The 17,750-nt window shown below is 42.6% G+C and carries 16 protein-coding genes and 2 tRNA genes; 14 read left to right on the top strand and 4 right to left on the bottom strand.

Annotated elements, in window-relative coordinates:
• Nucleotides 1-131 precede the first annotated feature (131 nt).
• From L0P88_RS03985 to L0P88_RS03925, 13 genes are all read left to right on the top strand, one after another.
• Nucleotides 132-404: a hypothetical protein gene (locus L0P88_RS03985; RefSeq protein ID WP_247133335.1), complete on the top strand. Its 273-nt coding sequence runs from the start codon at nucleotides 132-134 to the stop codon at nucleotides 402-404.
• Nucleotides 401-1,771 (top strand): hypothetical protein, encoded by a 1,371-nt coding sequence (locus L0P88_RS03980; RefSeq protein WP_247133334.1) that lies wholly within the window; start codon nucleotides 401-403, stop codon nucleotides 1,769-1,771. The genes L0P88_RS03985 and L0P88_RS03980 overlap by 4 nt, the downstream gene beginning before the upstream one ends.
• Entirely contained in the window at nucleotides 1,771-2,715 is a 945-nt protein-coding gene (locus L0P88_RS03975; RefSeq protein ID WP_247133333.1) for a DUF6712 family protein, read from the top strand. Before L0P88_RS03980 ends, L0P88_RS03975 begins: the two co-directional genes overlap by 1 nt.
• The gene (locus L0P88_RS03970) at nucleotides 2,715-3,032 is read left to right on the top strand and encodes a hypothetical protein (RefSeq protein ID WP_247133332.1); all 318 of its coding nucleotides are present in this window, start codon (nucleotides 2,715-2,717) and stop codon (nucleotides 3,030-3,032) included. The genes L0P88_RS03975 and L0P88_RS03970 overlap by 1 nt, the downstream gene beginning before the upstream one ends.
• Complete coding sequence (locus tag L0P88_RS03965; protein WP_247133331.1) at nucleotides 3,025-3,969, top strand: hypothetical protein; 945 nt, start codon at nucleotides 3,025-3,027, stop codon at nucleotides 3,967-3,969. The genes L0P88_RS03970 and L0P88_RS03965 overlap by 8 nt, the downstream gene beginning before the upstream one ends.
• Nucleotides 3,923-4,381 carry a hypothetical protein gene (locus tag L0P88_RS03960; protein ID WP_247133330.1) on the top strand — a complete coding sequence of 153 codons (459 nt, stop codon included), beginning with the start codon at nucleotides 3,923-3,925 and terminating at the stop codon, nucleotides 4,379-4,381. Before L0P88_RS03965 ends, L0P88_RS03960 begins: the two co-directional genes overlap by 47 nt.
• On the top strand, nucleotides 4,381-4,548 hold the full coding sequence (locus L0P88_RS03955; RefSeq protein WP_247133329.1) for a hypothetical protein: 168 nt from the start codon (nucleotides 4,381-4,383) through the stop codon (nucleotides 4,546-4,548). The genes L0P88_RS03960 and L0P88_RS03955 overlap by 1 nt, the downstream gene beginning before the upstream one ends.
• 41 nt (nucleotides 4,549-4,589) lie before the next feature.
• Entirely contained in the window at nucleotides 4,590-5,198 is a 609-nt protein-coding gene (locus tag L0P88_RS03950; RefSeq protein WP_247133328.1) for a phage antirepressor N-terminal domain-containing protein, read from the top strand.
• 155 nt (nucleotides 5,199-5,353) lie between these two features.
• Entirely contained in the window at nucleotides 5,354-5,611 is a 258-nt protein-coding gene (locus L0P88_RS03945; RefSeq protein ID WP_247133327.1) for a hypothetical protein, read from the top strand.
• Nucleotides 5,612-5,677: 66 nt separating this feature from the next.
• Nucleotides 5,678-6,058: a hypothetical protein gene (locus tag L0P88_RS03940; protein ID WP_247133326.1), complete on the top strand. Its 381-nt coding sequence runs from the start codon at nucleotides 5,678-5,680 to the stop codon at nucleotides 6,056-6,058.
• Nucleotides 6,058-9,150, top strand: a complete 3,093-nt coding sequence (locus tag L0P88_RS03935; protein ID WP_247133325.1) for a hypothetical protein — start codon at nucleotides 6,058-6,060, stop codon at nucleotides 9,148-9,150. Before L0P88_RS03940 ends, L0P88_RS03935 begins: the two co-directional genes overlap by 1 nt.
• Complete coding sequence (locus tag L0P88_RS03930; protein ID WP_247133324.1) at nucleotides 9,140-11,092, top strand: hypothetical protein; 1,953 nt, start codon at nucleotides 9,140-9,142, stop codon at nucleotides 11,090-11,092. Before L0P88_RS03935 ends, L0P88_RS03930 begins: the two co-directional genes overlap by 11 nt.
• Complete coding sequence (locus tag L0P88_RS03925; RefSeq protein ID WP_247133323.1) at nucleotides 11,089-12,873, top strand: hypothetical protein; 1,785 nt, start codon at nucleotides 11,089-11,091, stop codon at nucleotides 12,871-12,873. The genes L0P88_RS03930 and L0P88_RS03925 overlap by 4 nt, the downstream gene beginning before the upstream one ends.
• Here the strand turns inward: L0P88_RS03925 and L0P88_RS03920 are convergent.
• The 4 genes from L0P88_RS03920 to mutS all read right to left on the bottom strand — a co-directional run bounded on the left by L0P88_RS03920 (nucleotide 12,866) and on the right by mutS (nucleotide 17,044).
• A complete protein-coding gene (locus tag L0P88_RS03920) occupies nucleotides 12,866-14,035 on the bottom strand; it encodes a tyrosine-type recombinase/integrase (protein ID WP_247133322.1) in 1,170 nt (389 codons plus the stop codon). The two genes, L0P88_RS03925 and L0P88_RS03920, sit on opposite strands and share 8 nt — an antisense overlap.
• 119 nt (nucleotides 14,036-14,154) lie before the next feature.
• Nucleotides 14,155-14,239 (bottom strand) — tRNA-Leu (locus tag L0P88_RS03915).
• A gap of 75 nt (nucleotides 14,240-14,314) precedes the next feature.
• Nucleotides 14,315-14,387, bottom strand: a tRNA-Gly gene (locus L0P88_RS03910).
• A 74-nt stretch (nucleotides 14,388-14,461) separates the two neighbouring features.
• Nucleotides 14,462-17,044, bottom strand: a complete 2,583-nt coding sequence (gene mutS / locus L0P88_RS03905; protein WP_247133321.1) for a DNA mismatch repair protein MutS — start codon at nucleotides 17,042-17,044, stop codon at nucleotides 14,462-14,464.
• Between the two features lie 126 nt (nucleotides 17,045-17,170).
• On the opposite strand from mutS, the gene L0P88_RS03900 reads away from it, so the two are divergent.
• Nucleotides 17,171-17,716 carry an RNA methyltransferase gene (locus L0P88_RS03900; protein WP_247133320.1) on the top strand — a complete coding sequence of 182 codons (546 nt, stop codon included), beginning with the start codon at nucleotides 17,171-17,173 and terminating at the stop codon, nucleotides 17,714-17,716.
• Nucleotides 17,717-17,750: the final 34 nt, after the last annotated feature.

Raw genomic sequence — 17,750 nt, 5'->3', positions numbered from 1 at the left:
TAAAAATCAAAATTTTTTGAGTCTCAAAAAATTTCGCCACGCTCTCTCGAAAACGTGCATCTGCATGGTTTTTTGATTTTAGAGATATGATTGTCCTTTTAATCACTGTGATTGGAACCTAATATTGTTACATGAACCAAGGTGATCACTACTCCGATTATGCCCAGCCAATTAGTCAAATGAGAGCATGGACGGCAAACAATACCCCGTTCAAAGTGGTATTCAGGAAGAAGGATGGTTCAATGAGGCTGGTAAATCGCGCCCTACTTCGAAAACAATCCATTGGGGCAAATGATCGAACTTCAGCATATAAGATACAGCTGCTGGATTTGGACCAGGATAAACCCAGGAGCGCCTACATACCACTATTAATCTCGGTAAATGATAAAAAGATTATCCTATGAGCGTTCATCGGCTAAGCCATAAAGACTATTTAGGACTTCACCAGGACAATCTGTTCTACTATGAGATTACTGGTGCCGAAAGGGAGGCAACCACTGAAGAGGTGTCCAAAGAGTCTTTTACGGATTGGAGAGAAAATGCGATTGATGTCGGTGATTTTAAAGTAATCCCATTTGGAAATGACAACGACATTCAGAAGAGAATCCAAGAATCCGTACTTCCCAATTCACTGGCTCCTAGGATTCAGAATCGCAAGGTCGAGCTTTTGTTTGAGCAAGGGCCGTTTCTATATCAAGAAAAAGTTGACGGAAGGAATTTCTTTAGGGAACCAATTGAAAACCCAAGGATCAAAGATTGGCTAGAGGAAATAGATTACGAAGAACTACTGCTTAACAACGCTAATGACTACTACTATAACAACATGGTCTTCAACAAGGTTTTTAGGAACTTGGGAGGCCGTATTGGTCTAGGCGGCATAGCCGACTTAAAACATGAAGAGGCTTTTGATTGTAGATTGGCGTACCGAAAAAACGATTCCAAGGGAATTCCCACCCATGTTTTGGTCACGAATTGGGAGGACTACCAAAATAATGAAGTAAAGGTTTACCCCCTTTTCGATAGAAAGAATCCGACAAGGCATCGTATTTCCATGCACTTTTCAAAACTTAAATCCTTTGGGCTCAAGGATTATGCAATGCCGGAAATTTACGGCTCATTGGATTGGATTGACAATTCCACCAGTATTCCTAAAGTATTCAAGGCGCTCACCAAGAATTCCCTAAACATCAAGTGGCACATTCAGTCTCCAGCAGCATATTGGGACCAAAAAAGAAAACAAATCAAGGAGAATTGTCAGGCGGCCCAACCTCCAGTCCAATATCAGGAAAAAATGCTCCTGGAACTCAGGGAACAGATTTTGGGCAAACTTTCCACGCTTTTGTCCGGAGTTGAAAACGTGGGCAAATTTTGGCACAATGAATATGTGGTTCAATTGGTTGGGGCCAATGCGGTTGAACAAGGATGGAAAATATTGCCGATTGAGCAAAAAATCAAGGAATACGTCGATGCTCAGATAGCCATTTCCGATAAAGCTGATTTTGCAACAGTCGCCGGTCTTGGATTGCACGCAGCCCTGGGTAATGTTGGTGCCGATGGAAAAAGCGATTCCGGAAGTGAACAATATTATGCACTCCAAAATCATCAAAGAACGTCAACGCCAATACCAGAACTCATCATTTGCAAACCCTTGAACGAGTGCATAAAACACAAATTCAACTCCAAAATAAAAGTAGGACTTTATCATTTGGACCCCCTTAGACTTCAGGACATCACGGAATCAAGTAGAACCCCATCAATAACGCAACAATAATGGACCTGCTTTTCAATCACGGAAATAACGGACAGGATGAAATCAAAGCAACCCTTGGTTTTTTGAGTGCAGATTTCACTTACAAGAATTTGGAACCGGATATCTATTTGTGGACTCCAGACCTTATTGAAGTTATTGGTCAAAGCGTATACGATAGGATTGTTGCCTTCTATAACCAAGGGGACAATCCCTCGCAGACTGGAGTTGAATTGGCCACTAACCAAACTATCTTGAAGTTTGCCCAGCTCTACGTACTGAGTATGGCCTATTTGGCCTATGCACCGGATAATGATTTGATTCATGGCAACGATGGTCGAACCATGCGCTCAGAAGAAGACCAGGAAAAACCTTATGAATGGCAAATCAACAAAAGCAATTCCAACATTAAGAAACGAGCCTACAAGGCGCTTGACCAGTTGCTTTTACAGCTGGACGCTGCTGGATGGAGTGAATGGACCGAAAGTGAACAGTACACCATGGCAAAATCACTTTACTTAAAGAACACCAACCAATTTGACGCAGTATTTGTGATCAACAAATCTGGACAGCTTTATTATCGTCTGGTCCCGTTTATGGGTGATATTGAATATGACGAAGTCATGCCAATTTTAGGTCAGGAAAAGTTCTTAGATCTCAGATCAAAATCAAACCCAACTGAAGAGGAAAAGACACTGATTTTATTGGTAAAAAAGGCGGTTGCATATAAATCATTGGGTAAGGCACTCAAGGCATTCCCTGTAGAAATGTTTCCGGAGGGAATGGTCCATACTGAAAATACCCGGATGAAATCCGAGGCCCGTGCTGAAGTAATGCAGTTCATGAACAAGGAGGGTTCGGATTATCTGATCAAATTGGAATATGAATTCACCAAACAAAGCCAAACCTACGAGGATATTCCTTTGACCAACGGCCTGAATGAAGGCTCTAAATTTGTTGACCTATAATGAAATTTATAAATGCCATATATTGGTTCTTATACCGATTGACGCCTGCTGGAAAAACTGCATGGATTCTTAAAAGTGGATTCAATGGCCTAAAAGAACGGGCAAGGGATAGGCGTAAAACCAAACTAAAGGTTGTGCACTCTGCTAAAAAGTTGGCTGACCAAAAAAAGATCCTTGGTTTTGGAAAAAAAGGCTCTGTGACCAAATCAAAAAAATCGGACCACCAAATAATTGAAGGGGTCAAAAAGGAACACGCTGAAGAACTCAGCGACAAGGGCATAAAAATCAGTCGATCCGGAAAATTTAAGAATGCATAAGATTGAATTTATTGGTAGCAAATTGGAGCTCGAGTTTCCAGAATCTGGACTGGAATTTAATGCAAATCAATTTCTTTCGTTTTCCAGGTTGGCCATACTGATGAATGCGAAGATTATTTCATTTGCCCAATTCAAGACCCGACTGGTATATGAATTTTTGAACCTGAAACGAACCGTCAAAAAAAAGTCGGACCACCATATGCCGGTAGTCGAAAATGTGCTCAAAATTTCCAAATTGGCCAACAAATACTTTGAGGCTGAGAAAAAAGGAAATGAGACCATACAGGTAATAAAAATGGATTTTTACCGGCAGCTGCTTCCAAAGATTTCAGTTAACGGGCATGTTTTTCATGGTCCCAGTGATGCGCTTTTCAATACGGTGTATGGGGAGTTTTTGCAGTTACATTCCCTATTCAACGACTACTCTTCCACCGGCGACGAACATGTCCTGGACAGGATGATCGCCACTATTTACCGGCCAAAAAAAATCGCTTATGGATTGAGAAAGCTATTGCCCAACTATAAGAGTGATATCCGGAAAAAGTTCAATCCGGAACTAACTGATTTTTACGCCAAGAAACTCAATGGACTTTCTCCGGAAGTAAAGCACGCCATATACCTTTTTGTGGCCAGCTGTATTAATTTTCTGATCAACGCGGAGGCTTTGGACATTGGGGGTGGGAACCAAATCAATATTGCTTCACTTTTTCGGCCTACGAAATCCCAGGGAAAGGGGAGTGGCCTGGGCATGGTGGAAACGCTATATTCCATTGCCGAGAGCAAGGTATTTGGTACAACAGAACAGGTAGCGCAACAAAACACCATAGACGTGTTTGCCTTTCTCGTAAGTCAAAAGCACAAAATCGAAGAACTTCAAAAAAAACAAAAGAATGCTGTTACTGGAAGACCTAATAACATTCGCAGACGCACACGTTAGTGAAAGGCAAGACCTGGAAAAACTTTTTGTCCTTGGTGAAGAGACTGAATATGCAAAAGAGGTAAAGGATGTTGGCAACCATGGTAATTTGATGAGCCTTGTCCTGGTACTACCCACCTACGATAGCAGAATGGAGGACGAAGATAGCCGCGAGATCGGAAACAACCTCTATTTTATGGTGGTCAAGAACACGGATGTCCGAGGAAAACAAGAAATGAAGATTGAGATTTTTAAAAAGACCCAGGTTGAAATTAGAGCGCTGGCCCAAAAAATTGTTGCCCTACATCGAAATTCAGGGGTCAATTGCCTTTTTAAGCACATAGATTTAAACAGTATCCGATTGGATCCAGTGGTGAATTATCATGGGACCAACGGATGGGAATTGGAATTCACTACGGAGACTCAGCTCTGATGTACATTGATATTGCTAAAATATCGACCGAAGTGTACCTGAACATCATTGAGACTGATGATATCCCTACTCTTTTGGCCTTAAAAAAGCGCTATTCGGGCAAGCGCTATATCGAAACCAGAAAGGCCATTGATTATCGGATTCAGAATATTAGGCACAAGCAATAAAAAGCCCAGGAATATGAAAACCGGGCTTTTATTTCTCAAATATGAGATTTTGGATCAATAAATATCGCCAATATCACTTATATTTGACATGTTCAATACAATGCGAAAATATGAAAACTCACCAAAAATTTCTTGAATTCAACGGAAACAAAATTGTTTTTATCAGTGTTGACGGCACCTATTGGATTGCTCTTAAACCAATTTGTGAGGCGTTAAACATTGAATATACCAGGTCATTTAAAAACGTAAAAAACGACCCGATTTTGGCACCTGAATTGGCTGTACAGCCTATGCAGGTTTGTAAAAATGGCAAATCACAGCTACGAAACGTAACCTGCATTCCAGAGAAATATATCTATGGATGGATTTTTTCTTTGAGGTCAGAAAGCAAGGATTTGATTGAATATAAAAAGACATGCTACGAATTACTTTACAATCACTTCCACGGCACCATCACCAACAGAAAAGAGTTGTTGATGGAACGCATTACAGTTGATACTGAGATTGCAAACCTTAAACTTGAAATGAAAGAACAAAGCGACAACTTCAAAAAACTCCAAAACCTCCAGACCAAAAGAAAACAGCTCTCCACTCAACTGAATGGTATGGATAAAGAGCTCATCAAACAACCTGAGTTGTTCCAGAATTAGTATCTTTACCGTGAAACAACAGGTTAGGAGAAATCCGAAACTATCTTTTTAACGATAAGCCGCCGCCCACGGGTAGCGCAACCGAAAGGCCGCAAATTCCAGTCCTAGACTGTTGTTTCAGCCCTACAGGTGGCGGTGCATTTAAATTTTTCGAAATGAAACAAGAAAAATTATCCCAAGAAAAAAGAACGCAGATCATTAATGCCATTCTGGAAATGAACCAAATGGCCTGTATGGAAATGATGCTGGGCGATGTGCGCAACCTCTATTTAATGGCGCTGCCCCATCATCTTATGAACGACCAAGAGATTAGGGAAGCGCAGACCCTTACCTTTCTGCATTTGCATGATTGCCTCGCAAAGCTGGATATGATTATTAACGATCGAGACGGCTGTTGGCAATTGGCCTCATGAGCAAAAGACCCTTCGGGGTCTTTTTTTGTCCATTTAACGGGCGCTTTGCTGTACTAAACTTGTGCCATGGCAGCCACTGATGTGCTCAAGGAGCGGACAGCTAAGAAATTCATCGAACAGAAATATATTGACCGGGTACTCCGCTACCAGGGAGAGGAAATGTTGCGACAACAGGACCGGGTAATCTCAAGATATGGGGTCCGTAAGACAATCCCCGAAATCTCAAGAAGACGTATTTCTGTTTCCAACTCCAAACTAACGGGAGTACATCCAATCCGACAGCGGTTTATTGACATGAAGACCATACGTGGCCAACGTCAAAAGGCCGTCCACATACATAATAAGATTATCTATTCCGGTTTCAATGCCATTGTAGGCAGATTGGCCTTTGGACTTACTCAAGACGTTAAGAACCTTATTGCGAACGACTATAAAATTCAGATGTAATGCCCAAGAAGATAGTTGATGAAACATTAAAGTTTGAGGTAATTATCAATGGGGATAAGGCCCAAAAGGAGTTTGGCCAATTGGAGCGTGCCACAAAAAAGCTAATAGATCGAAATGAAGATTTGGAAAAACAAGCCAAAAAGCTTGAGAAGTCTCGAAAGGATAACCGTGAGGCAATTAAAAAGCTTAGGGATGAGATTGACAGAAACAACAAAACCATCCAGGGCAATGAGGCACGAATGAAGGAGCTTACCAAAGAAATTGGCCTTAACAATCTTTCTATGCGCCAGCTGGGACGTGAAGCGAGGAAACTTAACGGAATTTTGTCAAACCTTGATCCAAATACCGAAGAATGGCAGCAATATAACAAGGAGCTCAAAGCGGTTAAGGGGCGAATGTCCGAACTCAGGGAAGAAATGAAACCCGTCAATGAATCACTCGATGACAATATGGAGCTTTGGGGCGGAATGAGTGCAGCTGTGGGCCAATTTTTCTTTGCCTTGAATTCCGGTGATGCCCAAGCCGCAAAAGCGGCCTTGCTATCCATCGTAGAACTTTTAAAAAACGCGGGCAAAGCAAGCCTGGCATTTATCGCTACACCGATTGGCGCCTTTATTGCGGTATTGGCGGGCATAGGCTTGGCCGCCAAAGAATGGTTCAATTACAACAACCAGGCCAGGCAAGCGATCATTCTAACACAAGAGATAACCAGGCTTCAGGGCGAACAGGCCAACGCCGCTAGGTTGCAGGCCCGGGCAATTTCCGACACCTTCAATGTTGATTTTGTCGAAACATTGAAAACGGCCAAGGTACTGGCCAAACAGTTCAACATTTCCTTTACCGAGGCGCTTGAAGAAATTGAACAGGGATTGATCAATGGCCAACGCAACAACACGGAGTTTTTTGACAGCCTTCGGGAATATCCCACTTTTTTCGCCTCTGCAGGCTTTTCGGTTTCCGAGTTCAGAAAAACGGTGGAGGCCGGCTATGACCTCGGTATCTATCAGGACAAGCTTCCCGACGCCATCAAAGAAGTAGACCTTTCACTCCGTGAACAGACAAAATCAACGGTTGAAGCGCTCGAAAATGCCTTTGGAGCGGCGTTTACAAAGCGCATTCTAAATCAGGTCAAAAATGGGGAAATCACAACCAAAGAGGCGCTAATTGAAATTGCTAAAGAGGCCGAAAAAACCGGTCTAAATGTTCAGCAAAATGCACAATTGACGGCGGATTTGTTCCGTGGTGCCGGTGAAGATGCTGGAGGGGCAATTGTGGTTCTCGATGCCTTCAACACCGCCCTGGGCGAAACCGAGGAAGCATTGAGCCCATTGGAGGAGATGATCAAAGAAGTGGCAGAGGCCAACCAGGAGTTGGCAAAGGCCCAGGATGAAGCGCTGCGTTCTGAAAATTACGTGGCCATGGCCAATGAGGTTGAGCTCTTTTGGATAAAGGTTAAGACTGGTTTTTTTCAGGGAATCAAGTTTATTACGGACCAGTTTTCTAAGTTCAATGAATGGTTTTTAAAATTCACGGCATCAAATATTGCTACCATAGCCAACTTCCCAAGTGTTGTTCGTGAGTCATTTTCAGAAATCAAAAATAGTTTAGGCAATCTCGGACGCTCTTTTATGGGATTGGGTTCCATCATTAAAAAAGTAATGACCGGAAATTTTGAAGCTGCCCGTGAAGAGTTCAAAGACTCAAAAGAGTTGTGGGAACATGAAATAGAGAATCTTACAAGCACAGGATCCGAGGCGCTTAAAAAAATCTCAAAAATTCGTGAGAAAGCTTCTGAATTTGTCGGCAAGGAACTTGAAAAAAGAAGAAAGGCAGCGGCAGCTCAAATAGAACTTGAGCAGAATGGTGGGTCGCAACCGAAAGAAGGGGATAGAAAAACAATAAACGGAATCCAATATATCTTTAAAAATGGCCAATGGGTACGAGTAAAAACAGGAGGCGGTGGAAAAGGAGATGATGAACTAACGGCCGAGGACAAAAAAATACTCAATAGTAAAAAACGCCTAGGCCAGCTTCTCGACGATTTTGAAGCAGAACGCAAGCTACAGGAAGAACTTAAGAAGGTCGAAGAATCGCAAAGGGCCGAAGAGGAAGAAATCCTAAAGATTGAGCAAAAGTTTAAAAAACTGGAGGAACAGGCTGCAGGAGATTCGGAGTTGTTGAGCCGACTCGAGGCCGAAAAACAGGCGCAGATTCAAGATGTAAGGGATAAATATGCTGACATTCAACTAGAAAAGGACAAAGAGCTAAGGAAAAAACTAGATGATGCCTCGAAAAAATTTCAAGAATCTCAAATTGAAGCCGAGACCAAACTTGCTCAGGCCAAAGCAAATGCCCAACAAGCGGGATTGAACATCCTCAAAAGGGTTTTTGGAGAGTCATCTGCTCTCGGAAAGGCAATTTTTGCAATCCAAAAGGCACTTGCCATAAAGGGTATTATCGCTGAAACTGCAAAAGCTAACGCAATGGTCATGTCCAATTTGGCCATAGCCAATGCCAAAGCACTGGCGGCATTTCCATTAACCTCTGGTCAACCATGGATATTAACCAACACTACCGCAGCTAAAGCCACACTGGCAGCCAACAACGCAGCATCCAAAATCAATATTGCAACAATAGCAGCTGAAACAGTTGCAGGAATGGCTGGTTTTGAAGACGGTCTTTATCCCGTAAAAAGGCATGACGGAAAAAAATTCAATGCTAGGTTTGGCGGAGCCCCAACCACACAGATCGTTGGGTCCCCTACCACTTTTCTTGCCGGGGAAATGCCGGAGATGATCATCGATCCCAAAACTTTCAAACAAATGGACCCTGCCATAACGGATTATATTCTGCATTTGGCCGGAAAGCCCACGCCGGGCTTTGAATCTGGAATGTATCCAGCTGGAGGACATCAGAACGAAGATTTGTTGCAAAAGGTAAATACTACCATAGCACAATTGAACGAGACTATTTCCAAAGGCGTGATTGGCCATATCCATTGGGGGTTTGATGCAGCCAGAAATCAGCAGCAAATGGAGGAAAGACTTAGAAAAATCAGGAACAATGCCAAAGTAGACCAAAATGCCGTTTAGCCCAAACATATCCCAAGTAAGTTATTTACAAGGAGGTGCTGACGCTCCTTTTTCTGTAGTACAAACATTGACAAATTTTAGGCGGGGCACGGTCACCAGGATAATGGCCCCCACGGTCACGATACCATTTGCGGGGATAAGTCAAAAATCCAACGTTCTCAACGTTGTGACAACTGATATTGATAATTCTCCGGGCGCTGAGGGAAGAACCTATGAAATTTCCATCAACAAAAGTTTGGCGGACCAACTGGCACCAGGGCGTTATGTGGACGGCTTTAGTGTATTCTATTATATCAATGGTTCCAGTTCAAACTCGAGCATTAGAGAAAACTGTATTGTACTTCTCGAGATATTTGAAAATGTCATTATTGAGGCCAGCCCGACCAATTTAAGTTGGCCATATGTTATCGGTTCTTCACAACCACTTCCTAAAATAGTCAGCATTACTTCGGACAAAGCGTGGACAGTGACCAAGAACCAATCCTGGATTACCCTGGATAAGTCCCAAGGGGTCAATAACGATACCCTGCAGGTCGGAGTGAATGTAACAGGCTTGGCGGTAGGCACTTATACCGGAAGGGTAGAGATAGATGACGGCCAGTCTTCAGAGGTTATTGATGTGTCTTTGATAGTCAAGAATGTCGATGACACAAACGATTATTTGACCATTTCACCATCTACACGGCAACATCAAACAGACGAGGGGGTTTCGGGCGTAATTGCCAGCTCTGTTTTTGAGGTGTCTACAAGTCAAGATGTAACCATAGCCTCTGATGCTCCATGGATAACACCTATAAATACGAATTTGTCTGCAGGTGACAGTATCGGGGTGATTTATAGGGTAGAAAACACGGAAAATCTAACTCCTGGCACCTATGAAGGAAACGTAATAATAACAAGCAATTATTCTGTTGTCGTGGGCCGGGTGACGCTATTTATTATTGATAGCAATGTAACCGGTATTTCTGATGGGGACTTCATTTTTTCAGAAGATTATGAAAACATTATACTCACTACCAACCAGACCGATGTAGAAATGTTACTAAGATTTTCGACCAACAACGGCATTGAGAACAGAAGCTATCAAAAGAGGGCGCCCTTCTTTCAAGGAGTGGCCAAATCCCACATAGGAGCAGAGGCGGTTCGGCTTTTGCAAATTCAAAATGTATTGCCTCCCAACAGTTTGGCAACTGTCTTTTCTCCATTATCACCATTAAAGATGGCCATTACGGTTTTTGAAAAGCAAAAAAATTCAACCCAACAGAGCATTAAGGAGACTTTTAACCAAATCAAGGTCATTTCTGGTAAAAAGCCCTCGAACGCGTTTGCCTTGAACTACATGCCCACTATTTCATATGCCCAGGTAAATTCCAAGGTTGGGTTTTCTTTTAGGGCATCCACCGTTCCCTCAACGTTGACCATGTTAGGTGCAATAAATGAAAGCATTTCAGTTTCGGGACTTGATGGAGATCTCTTCAGTTGTTTTGTAGACCTCTCCCATTATTCACCTGACATATCACAACAACTAAGACTGTCATGCGGTGGTTTCGTCCACACCATTAACTTAAGGCCAAGACAGGCCAATAATACCCTGCTCGTATTCCTGAATGAGTGGAACCTACCGGAATATTTTAACTGTTATGGATTTTTAGAGGAAATTCCTGAAGGCGATCAATCAACTACCACCTATTTGAGAAAAGGTGTTCTACGAAAGGAGGTGGTCGAGACCTATCATCCAAAATCCTATCGTTTAAGCACCGGTTTTGTCTACACCAAGGAAGAGGCGGTTTGGCTGTCAAAAATACTTGATGCGAAAAGAGTTTGGATTGAAATAGACGGTGAGCTCGTGGAAGTTATTAGAACCTTCCAAAAACTATCAATCGCCGAAACCAGGAGGTTTTATAATTCTTATTCGCTAACATTTGAAACCGCCGAAAAATGATAGCTTTTCAAACCAGCTACGGATATCAGATTGATTTGACTCCATACCAACTTTCTTTAAATGAGGAAAGTAATTTCTTCACAAACAACCTAGTAAAAAGCTGGTCCTTTCCATTTTCAATGCAGCTCTATGACGAATTGGCAAAGGAGCTGGGCCTACCGGATATCAATGATGTAGTTGATTTTGATGAAAAGATATTGGGCAACCTAATCATAGATAATGACTATTATGAGGCCACCTTGAGGCTAGGTGATGCCAGGGAGAACTATATAGATGCCCAGATTTATTATGGTGATGAAGTTTTGGCGGTATATGATACGGAACTCAAAAACCTACCATGGCCATTGTACATTGAAAATAATTCTCAAGAGGTCGCCAATCGATATTTGGATGCGCGATGGCCTGCCGTAACGCATAATTTTCCAAAAGTCTATCGTCCTGAATTGAGGGATAATTCAGACTATGAGAACTTTGAGCGGTTTGTAAATAACTATAGCGGGAGTGATTTTGTCCAGAACACCACTGAAGGAGTGCAACCGGATGTTACGTTTCTAAACAAAAACGTTCTATCACCCTGCCCATACCTATTGGAATTGCTCACTTTTGGTTATAAAGTGGAAGGGAAGGCTGTTAGGGGAAAAGTTATCACAGATGAACGACTCAAAAGATTGTTATATGTTCCTGAGAATTTCATTGAAAAATATCAGGGGTCTCAATTTTTGGATTTTGAATTTTATGTTCCGGATAGGAATGAGTCGATCAATGGTGTTGCGCTTGGAGTCTATGAGAATATTCTAACCCCACAGAACCAAGGAAATTATAACCTAAAAATTAATCTTAACCTGGACCCAATAGTTGCGTCTTATTTTAGCTTGAGGGTATTTATAAAAAATTCCTTAGATGAAACCGAAACCGAACTTTTTGCATTTCAATCACAAGGAAGTAGGGTCAATATTTCGGAAACGCTCAATATCAACATAACCAGCGCAGAGCTGTTCCATCCGTTACATGTGGAAATGAAATTGCCTTACAATACCAACAGTATTGCAGATTTCAATGCGTTTCAATACGCGTTTAAGGAGGGAAGGCTAAATCGACTCATAGGGAGCTACAGCTTGGCCGACTATGTTCCGGATATGACATTCGGGGAATTTGTGAATACAATTAAAAACTGGTTAAATCTGGATATTGTTGTAGGAGAGGATTACGTGGAAATCAATTTTGTAGAGGACGTAGTCAAGGATTTTCCAGAGTACGACCATAGTCATTTGGAAGTGCAGTATCCTGGAAGAAAGAAAAACACCAGCAGGGTATTCAAATTGCTTTACGCAGACGGTTCAGAGGCCATCATCGACAATACAGGTCAAATATATTCAGACGTAGAAAAAGAAAGCGAGGATATTATCACTATAAAAAGCAACCTTCAAATGGCCGTGGTTGAACAGAACTATGATGTGATAACCGCAAAGTATCAAGATCCAAGGGGAATGCTTTTCTGTATTTACGATGGACTTCTGGGATCGGCCAACAACTGTTTGGACAATTATCTGGGCTTTTTTGCAAGACCGGACGATGTTTACCGGGAGTTCTGGAGTGACTGGATGGCCATAAGGACCAACAACTTCACTTATACCGATTCATTTGAGGCCCATAGCATTGAAGAGCTGGGCCTTCGTTCCAAGTATTACAAATACAATAAACTACTGCTGCCGGTAAAGATTTCCAAAAAAAGGAGCTATAATGAATATTGGCAGGTGGAACTCGAGGCAGAGTCTATATGAAATCTAAGTCTAAATTTTGTATTGTCTTCTCAGCTACTAATATTTCCTTTGGAATATAAGCCTCGGTTTGAGTAATGCTGTGGTGACGTGCTTGGTTTTTCACATCAATGGTTGGCACTCCAGCTTTAAGTAAATCCGTTATTCCAGAGTCTTTTAAACTGTACCATTGGTATTCTTTTTTTAGTTTCAAGGCATTGCGCATATATCCCCAATGGTCAGTTATTCGATTTGGTCTCAATTTTTCAGGACCTGGCAAAAAATTGACTTTCCCAAAAAGATAATGATGGTCTGCGGCGTCTTTTAGGTGCCTTTTCAAATAGGGTAGAAGCTTTTTTGGTATGGTCACCGGTTTGCTTCTACGGTTCTTTGAGATACCGGTTTCAACGTAAATTATTCCATTTCTGAGGTACACATCGCCAACCTTTAGTTTGGTCAGTTCTGTTCTTCTTATTAAGCAATAATAACAGGTCAAGCATAGCACTAGAAATGATGGGTTAGAGCGTTGAAAAAATCTAAAAATGGCCATTCTTGCCTCCGGAGGGATATACATACGCTTTTTTGCCGTTTCTGGCATTTTGGGAATCGATATGGCCGGGTTAATTGCCATGTATTTTCTTTTGATTAGAAATTCACAAAGGGTGACAATAAAACTCAAATGATTGTTCCGAGTCCTTGAACTTGTGTCACGGTCGTAATAGATGTAGTCTAAATAGTCCACAACAAAAGCCTCGTCCATTCTTCCTACGAAAGTGTCGACGTGATCATTTTCAGCCAGATAAATACTCAGAATATTGGCAAATGATTTATAGGTCCTGTAGGTGTCCGGCCGTAAGTCTTCTTTTTTAAGTTGTTCACCATACTTTTTGAGAAATATAATTATGGCTTCTGTGATCCGGGTAAATGATTTTGAATTTCCTTCAGTAATCCAAGGGTTCCATCCTTTCTCGAGCTTTTTATTGATGTCGAGAATCATCCGCCTGGCAAGTTTTCTTCTTTCAGTTTTACTGTTAAGCGGTTTTACCCGGTGCCTTTTCCTTTCCAGCTCGTCAGTGAACGGATTTCTACAATAATAAATAACCTCCCAGGTTTTGTTCTCCCTAAGTTCCGCAGGGATAAAATCAATAAAGACTCTGGATGTGACTGGATTTTGAGAAGTGGTCATTTTTTTTTTACAGCTGTTGGATTAACAGTTGCAAAAAACATGATTCACTGTGACGCGATTTTGACACGCCAAATCTATTAAAAGCGTCAAAACCCCTGCAGAAACAGGGGTTTTGGCTGTACTCGGAGCGGGACTTGAACCCGCACGGCCACAATGGCCATTGGATTTTAAGTCCAACGTGTCTACCAATTCCACCACCCGAGCATTCCTGGACTTGAAATAAAAAACTCCACTTAGCGGCGGCTGAGCGTAGCCGAAGCCGAGCGGAGTCGATAGTTGAGCGAAAAACGGGATTCGAACCCGCGACCTCCACCTTGGCAAGGTGATGCTCTACCAACTGAGCTATTTTCGCATGTTAATGAACTGACACCTCCAAAAAGATGCGGATGCAAATTTAATACAATTCTTGAAATCTAAAAGAATTTTTTACGAACTCGCCTTCTTCTTTTTACTTAAAAGACGTTTAATTTCATTCAGTTTCATCAAGGCTTCAACCGGGGTAAGGGTATCAATGTCCAGGTGAAGGATTTCCTCCTTGATTTCCTCCAACAAAGGGTCATCCAAATTAAAAAAGCTCAATTGCATCTCGCCTTGTACGGCCTGCAATTTGTTGCCCACTTCCTCATTGGAATGGGATTGCTCCAGTTTTTTTAGGATTTTGTTCGCTTTTTGGATGACCTGTTGTGGCATTCCGGCCATCTTGGCGACATGGATACCAAAACTATGCTCACTGCCCCCGGGAACCAGTTTTCGGAGGAAGAGCACATTATCCTTCAATTCCTTGATGGAAACATTGTAATTCTTGATGCGCTCAAAACTTTGGGTCATATCATTGAGCTCATGATAATGCGTCGCGAACAGGATCTTGGCCCGGGAAGGATGCTCATGAAGGTATTCTGAAATGGCCCAGGCAATGGAAATACCGTCATAGGTGCTGGTACCACGTCCAATTTCATCCAATAGAACCAAACTGCGTTCGGAGAGATTGTTCAAAATGGAGGCAGTCTCATTCATCTCCACCATAAAAGTGGATTCTCCCATGGAGATATTGTCACTGGCCCCTACCCGGGTAAAGATTTTGTCCACCACGCCTATTTTTGCCGAAACGGCGGGGACAAAACTTCCCATTTGCGCCAAAAGGACAATGAGGGCCGTTTGCCGCAAAATGGCCGACTTACCACTCATATTGGGACCGGTGATCATGATGATCTGCTGTTCTTCCCTATCCAGCAACACATCATTGGTAATGTAAATTTCACCCAGGGGCAATTGTTTTTCAATGACGGGGTGGCGGCCTTCCCTGATCTCAAGGACCGTGGAATTCGTTATTTCCGGTTGTACGTAATGATTCTCCCTGGCCAGTTGGGCAAAACCACAAAGGCAATCGAGTTGTGCAATAATCTTTGCATTGCGCTGTACATCCGGGATATACTCCTGCATCCATACCAAAAGTTGCTCAAACAACTGTTCTTCCAGACTTAAAATACGTTCCTCCGCCCCTAAAATTTTGGTTTCGTATTCCTTTAACTCCTCCGTGATATAACGTTCTGCATTCACGAGGGTCTGTTTACGGATCCAACTTTCGGGAACTTTGTCCTTATGGGTATTTCGGACCTCTATATAGTAACCAAATACATTGTTTGATGCTATTTTTAGTGAGGTAATCCCAGTGGCCTCGGTTTCCCGTTCCAGCATTTTGTCCAGATAATCCTTACTGGAAAAAGCCAATTGCCGCAATTCATCCAGTTCTTCGGAATAGCCATCGGCAATGGTTTGGCCCTTACCTATGCTCATGGGGGCATCCTCGTTGAGCATTTGCTTTATTTTGCCTCGTAAGGCTTCGCATTCACTGAGCCCATTGCCCAACTCCCGCAAGGCTTCGCTTTCGCCCTGGGCCGTAAGTTGCTTTACCGGAACAATGACCTCCAGGGAATTTTTGAGTTGTACCATTTCCTTGGGGGTTATTTTTCCCGTGGCCACTTTGGAAATAAGTCGTTCCAAATCGCCCATTTGCTTCATCCAATGACGGAGTTTTTCCAAAGTGTTTTCTTCGGATTTCAAATGGGAGACAATGCGGTTTCGAAATTCGATTTTCTCCTTGCTCTTTAAGGGCAGGGCCAACCAACGTTTTAACAACCGCCCTCCCATGGGGGAAATGGTTTTGTCTATGACCTCCAGCAGGGTAATGGCATTTTCATTGGTAGAATGGTACAATTCAAGATTTCGAATGGTAAAACGGTCCATCCAGATATAGTCCTCTTCCGCTATGCGTTGGAGTCTATTGATATGCTGTAATTGCCTATGCTGTGTTTCGGAAAGGTAATGGAGTATGGCCCCCGAGGCAATAATTCCCTCCTGCAGGTGGTTCACCCCAAAACCTTGGAGTGATTTGGTCTTGAAGAGGTTGGTCAGGCTTTCCTGGGCATAATCTTCCTGAAAGATCCAATCTTCCAAAAAGTAGGGATGCCATCGGTTCCCATAATACGAGGTGAATTCCGTTCTATGGTTTTTTGAAATAAGGACTTCATTGGGCGAAAAATTCTGAAGCAATTTGTCCATTTGTTCCACGGAGCCTTCGGAAGTCAAAAATTCACCCGTGGAGATATCCAGAAAGGCTATCCCCAATTTATTGCGACCAAAATGGACGGCGGCCAGAAAATTGTTGCTTTTCGCATTAAGGATATCGTCATTTAAAGCCACTCCCGGGGTGACCAGTTCGGTTACGCCCCGTTTTACGATGCTTTTGGTCTGTTTGGGGTCTTCCAGTTGGTCACAAATGGCCACCCGTTGCCCGGCTTTGACCAATTTGGGTAAATAGGTATTTAGGGAATGGTGTGGAAAACCGGCAAGTTCGGTTTGGTCCCCACCGTTATTCCTATGGGTGAGGACAATACCCAATATCTGGGCGGCTTTGATGGCGTCTTCCCCAAAGGTTTCATAAAAGTCACCTACGCGAAAAAGCAGTAACGCATCGGGATGCTTTGCCTTAATGGCATTGTACTGCTTCATCAATGGTGTTTCTTTCTTGTTTTTGGAGGTCGGCACGGTACTTTTTGATTTAATTTTACCAAATTATAAAGTTGAAGGTGTTTACCGTTCAATTGTTGATATTTCTCACTTAAAAGTGGATAATTTATGCGAAAGTTGGCGAATGCGGAATTAGACCGTTTGGACATCCCAGGGTTTAAAAAAACCAAAAAAACACCCTTGATTTTGGTCTTGGACAATATTAGAAGTTTAAATAACATAGGCTCGGTTTTTCGTACCGCCGATGCCTTTTTGATACAGAAAATCTATCTCTGCGGGATAACCGCCAAACCCCCGAACAAGGATATTCACAAAACGGCATTGGGCGCAACGGAAAGTGTGGATTGGGAGTATATAGAAACGACCATGGAGGCCCTTGGCAAGCTACAGCAACAGGGTTTCCAGGTAATTTCGGTGGAGCAAGCTGAAAAGGCCATCCAATTGCAGCATGTAAAAGTACAACCGGATACGACCTACGCCCTGGTCTTTGGCAATGAGGTGAAAGGGGTATCCCAGGAGGTGGTCTCGGCAAGTGACGGGGTGGTAGAGATCCCGCAGTTTGGGACCAAGCATTCCTTGAATATTTCCGTGAGTGCAGGGATTGTGGTGTGGGATTTTTGGACCAAACTCAATGGTATAAAAAGAAAACCCTGACGATTTCCCGTCAGGGCGAAACATATAGTTTGAG

Source organism: Muricauda sp. SCSIO 64092 (assembly GCF_023016285.1).
GTDB lineage: Bacteria > Bacteroidota > Bacteroidia > Flavobacteriales > Flavobacteriaceae > Croceivirga.
This window is presented reverse-complemented; position numbering and strand designations above follow the sequence as displayed.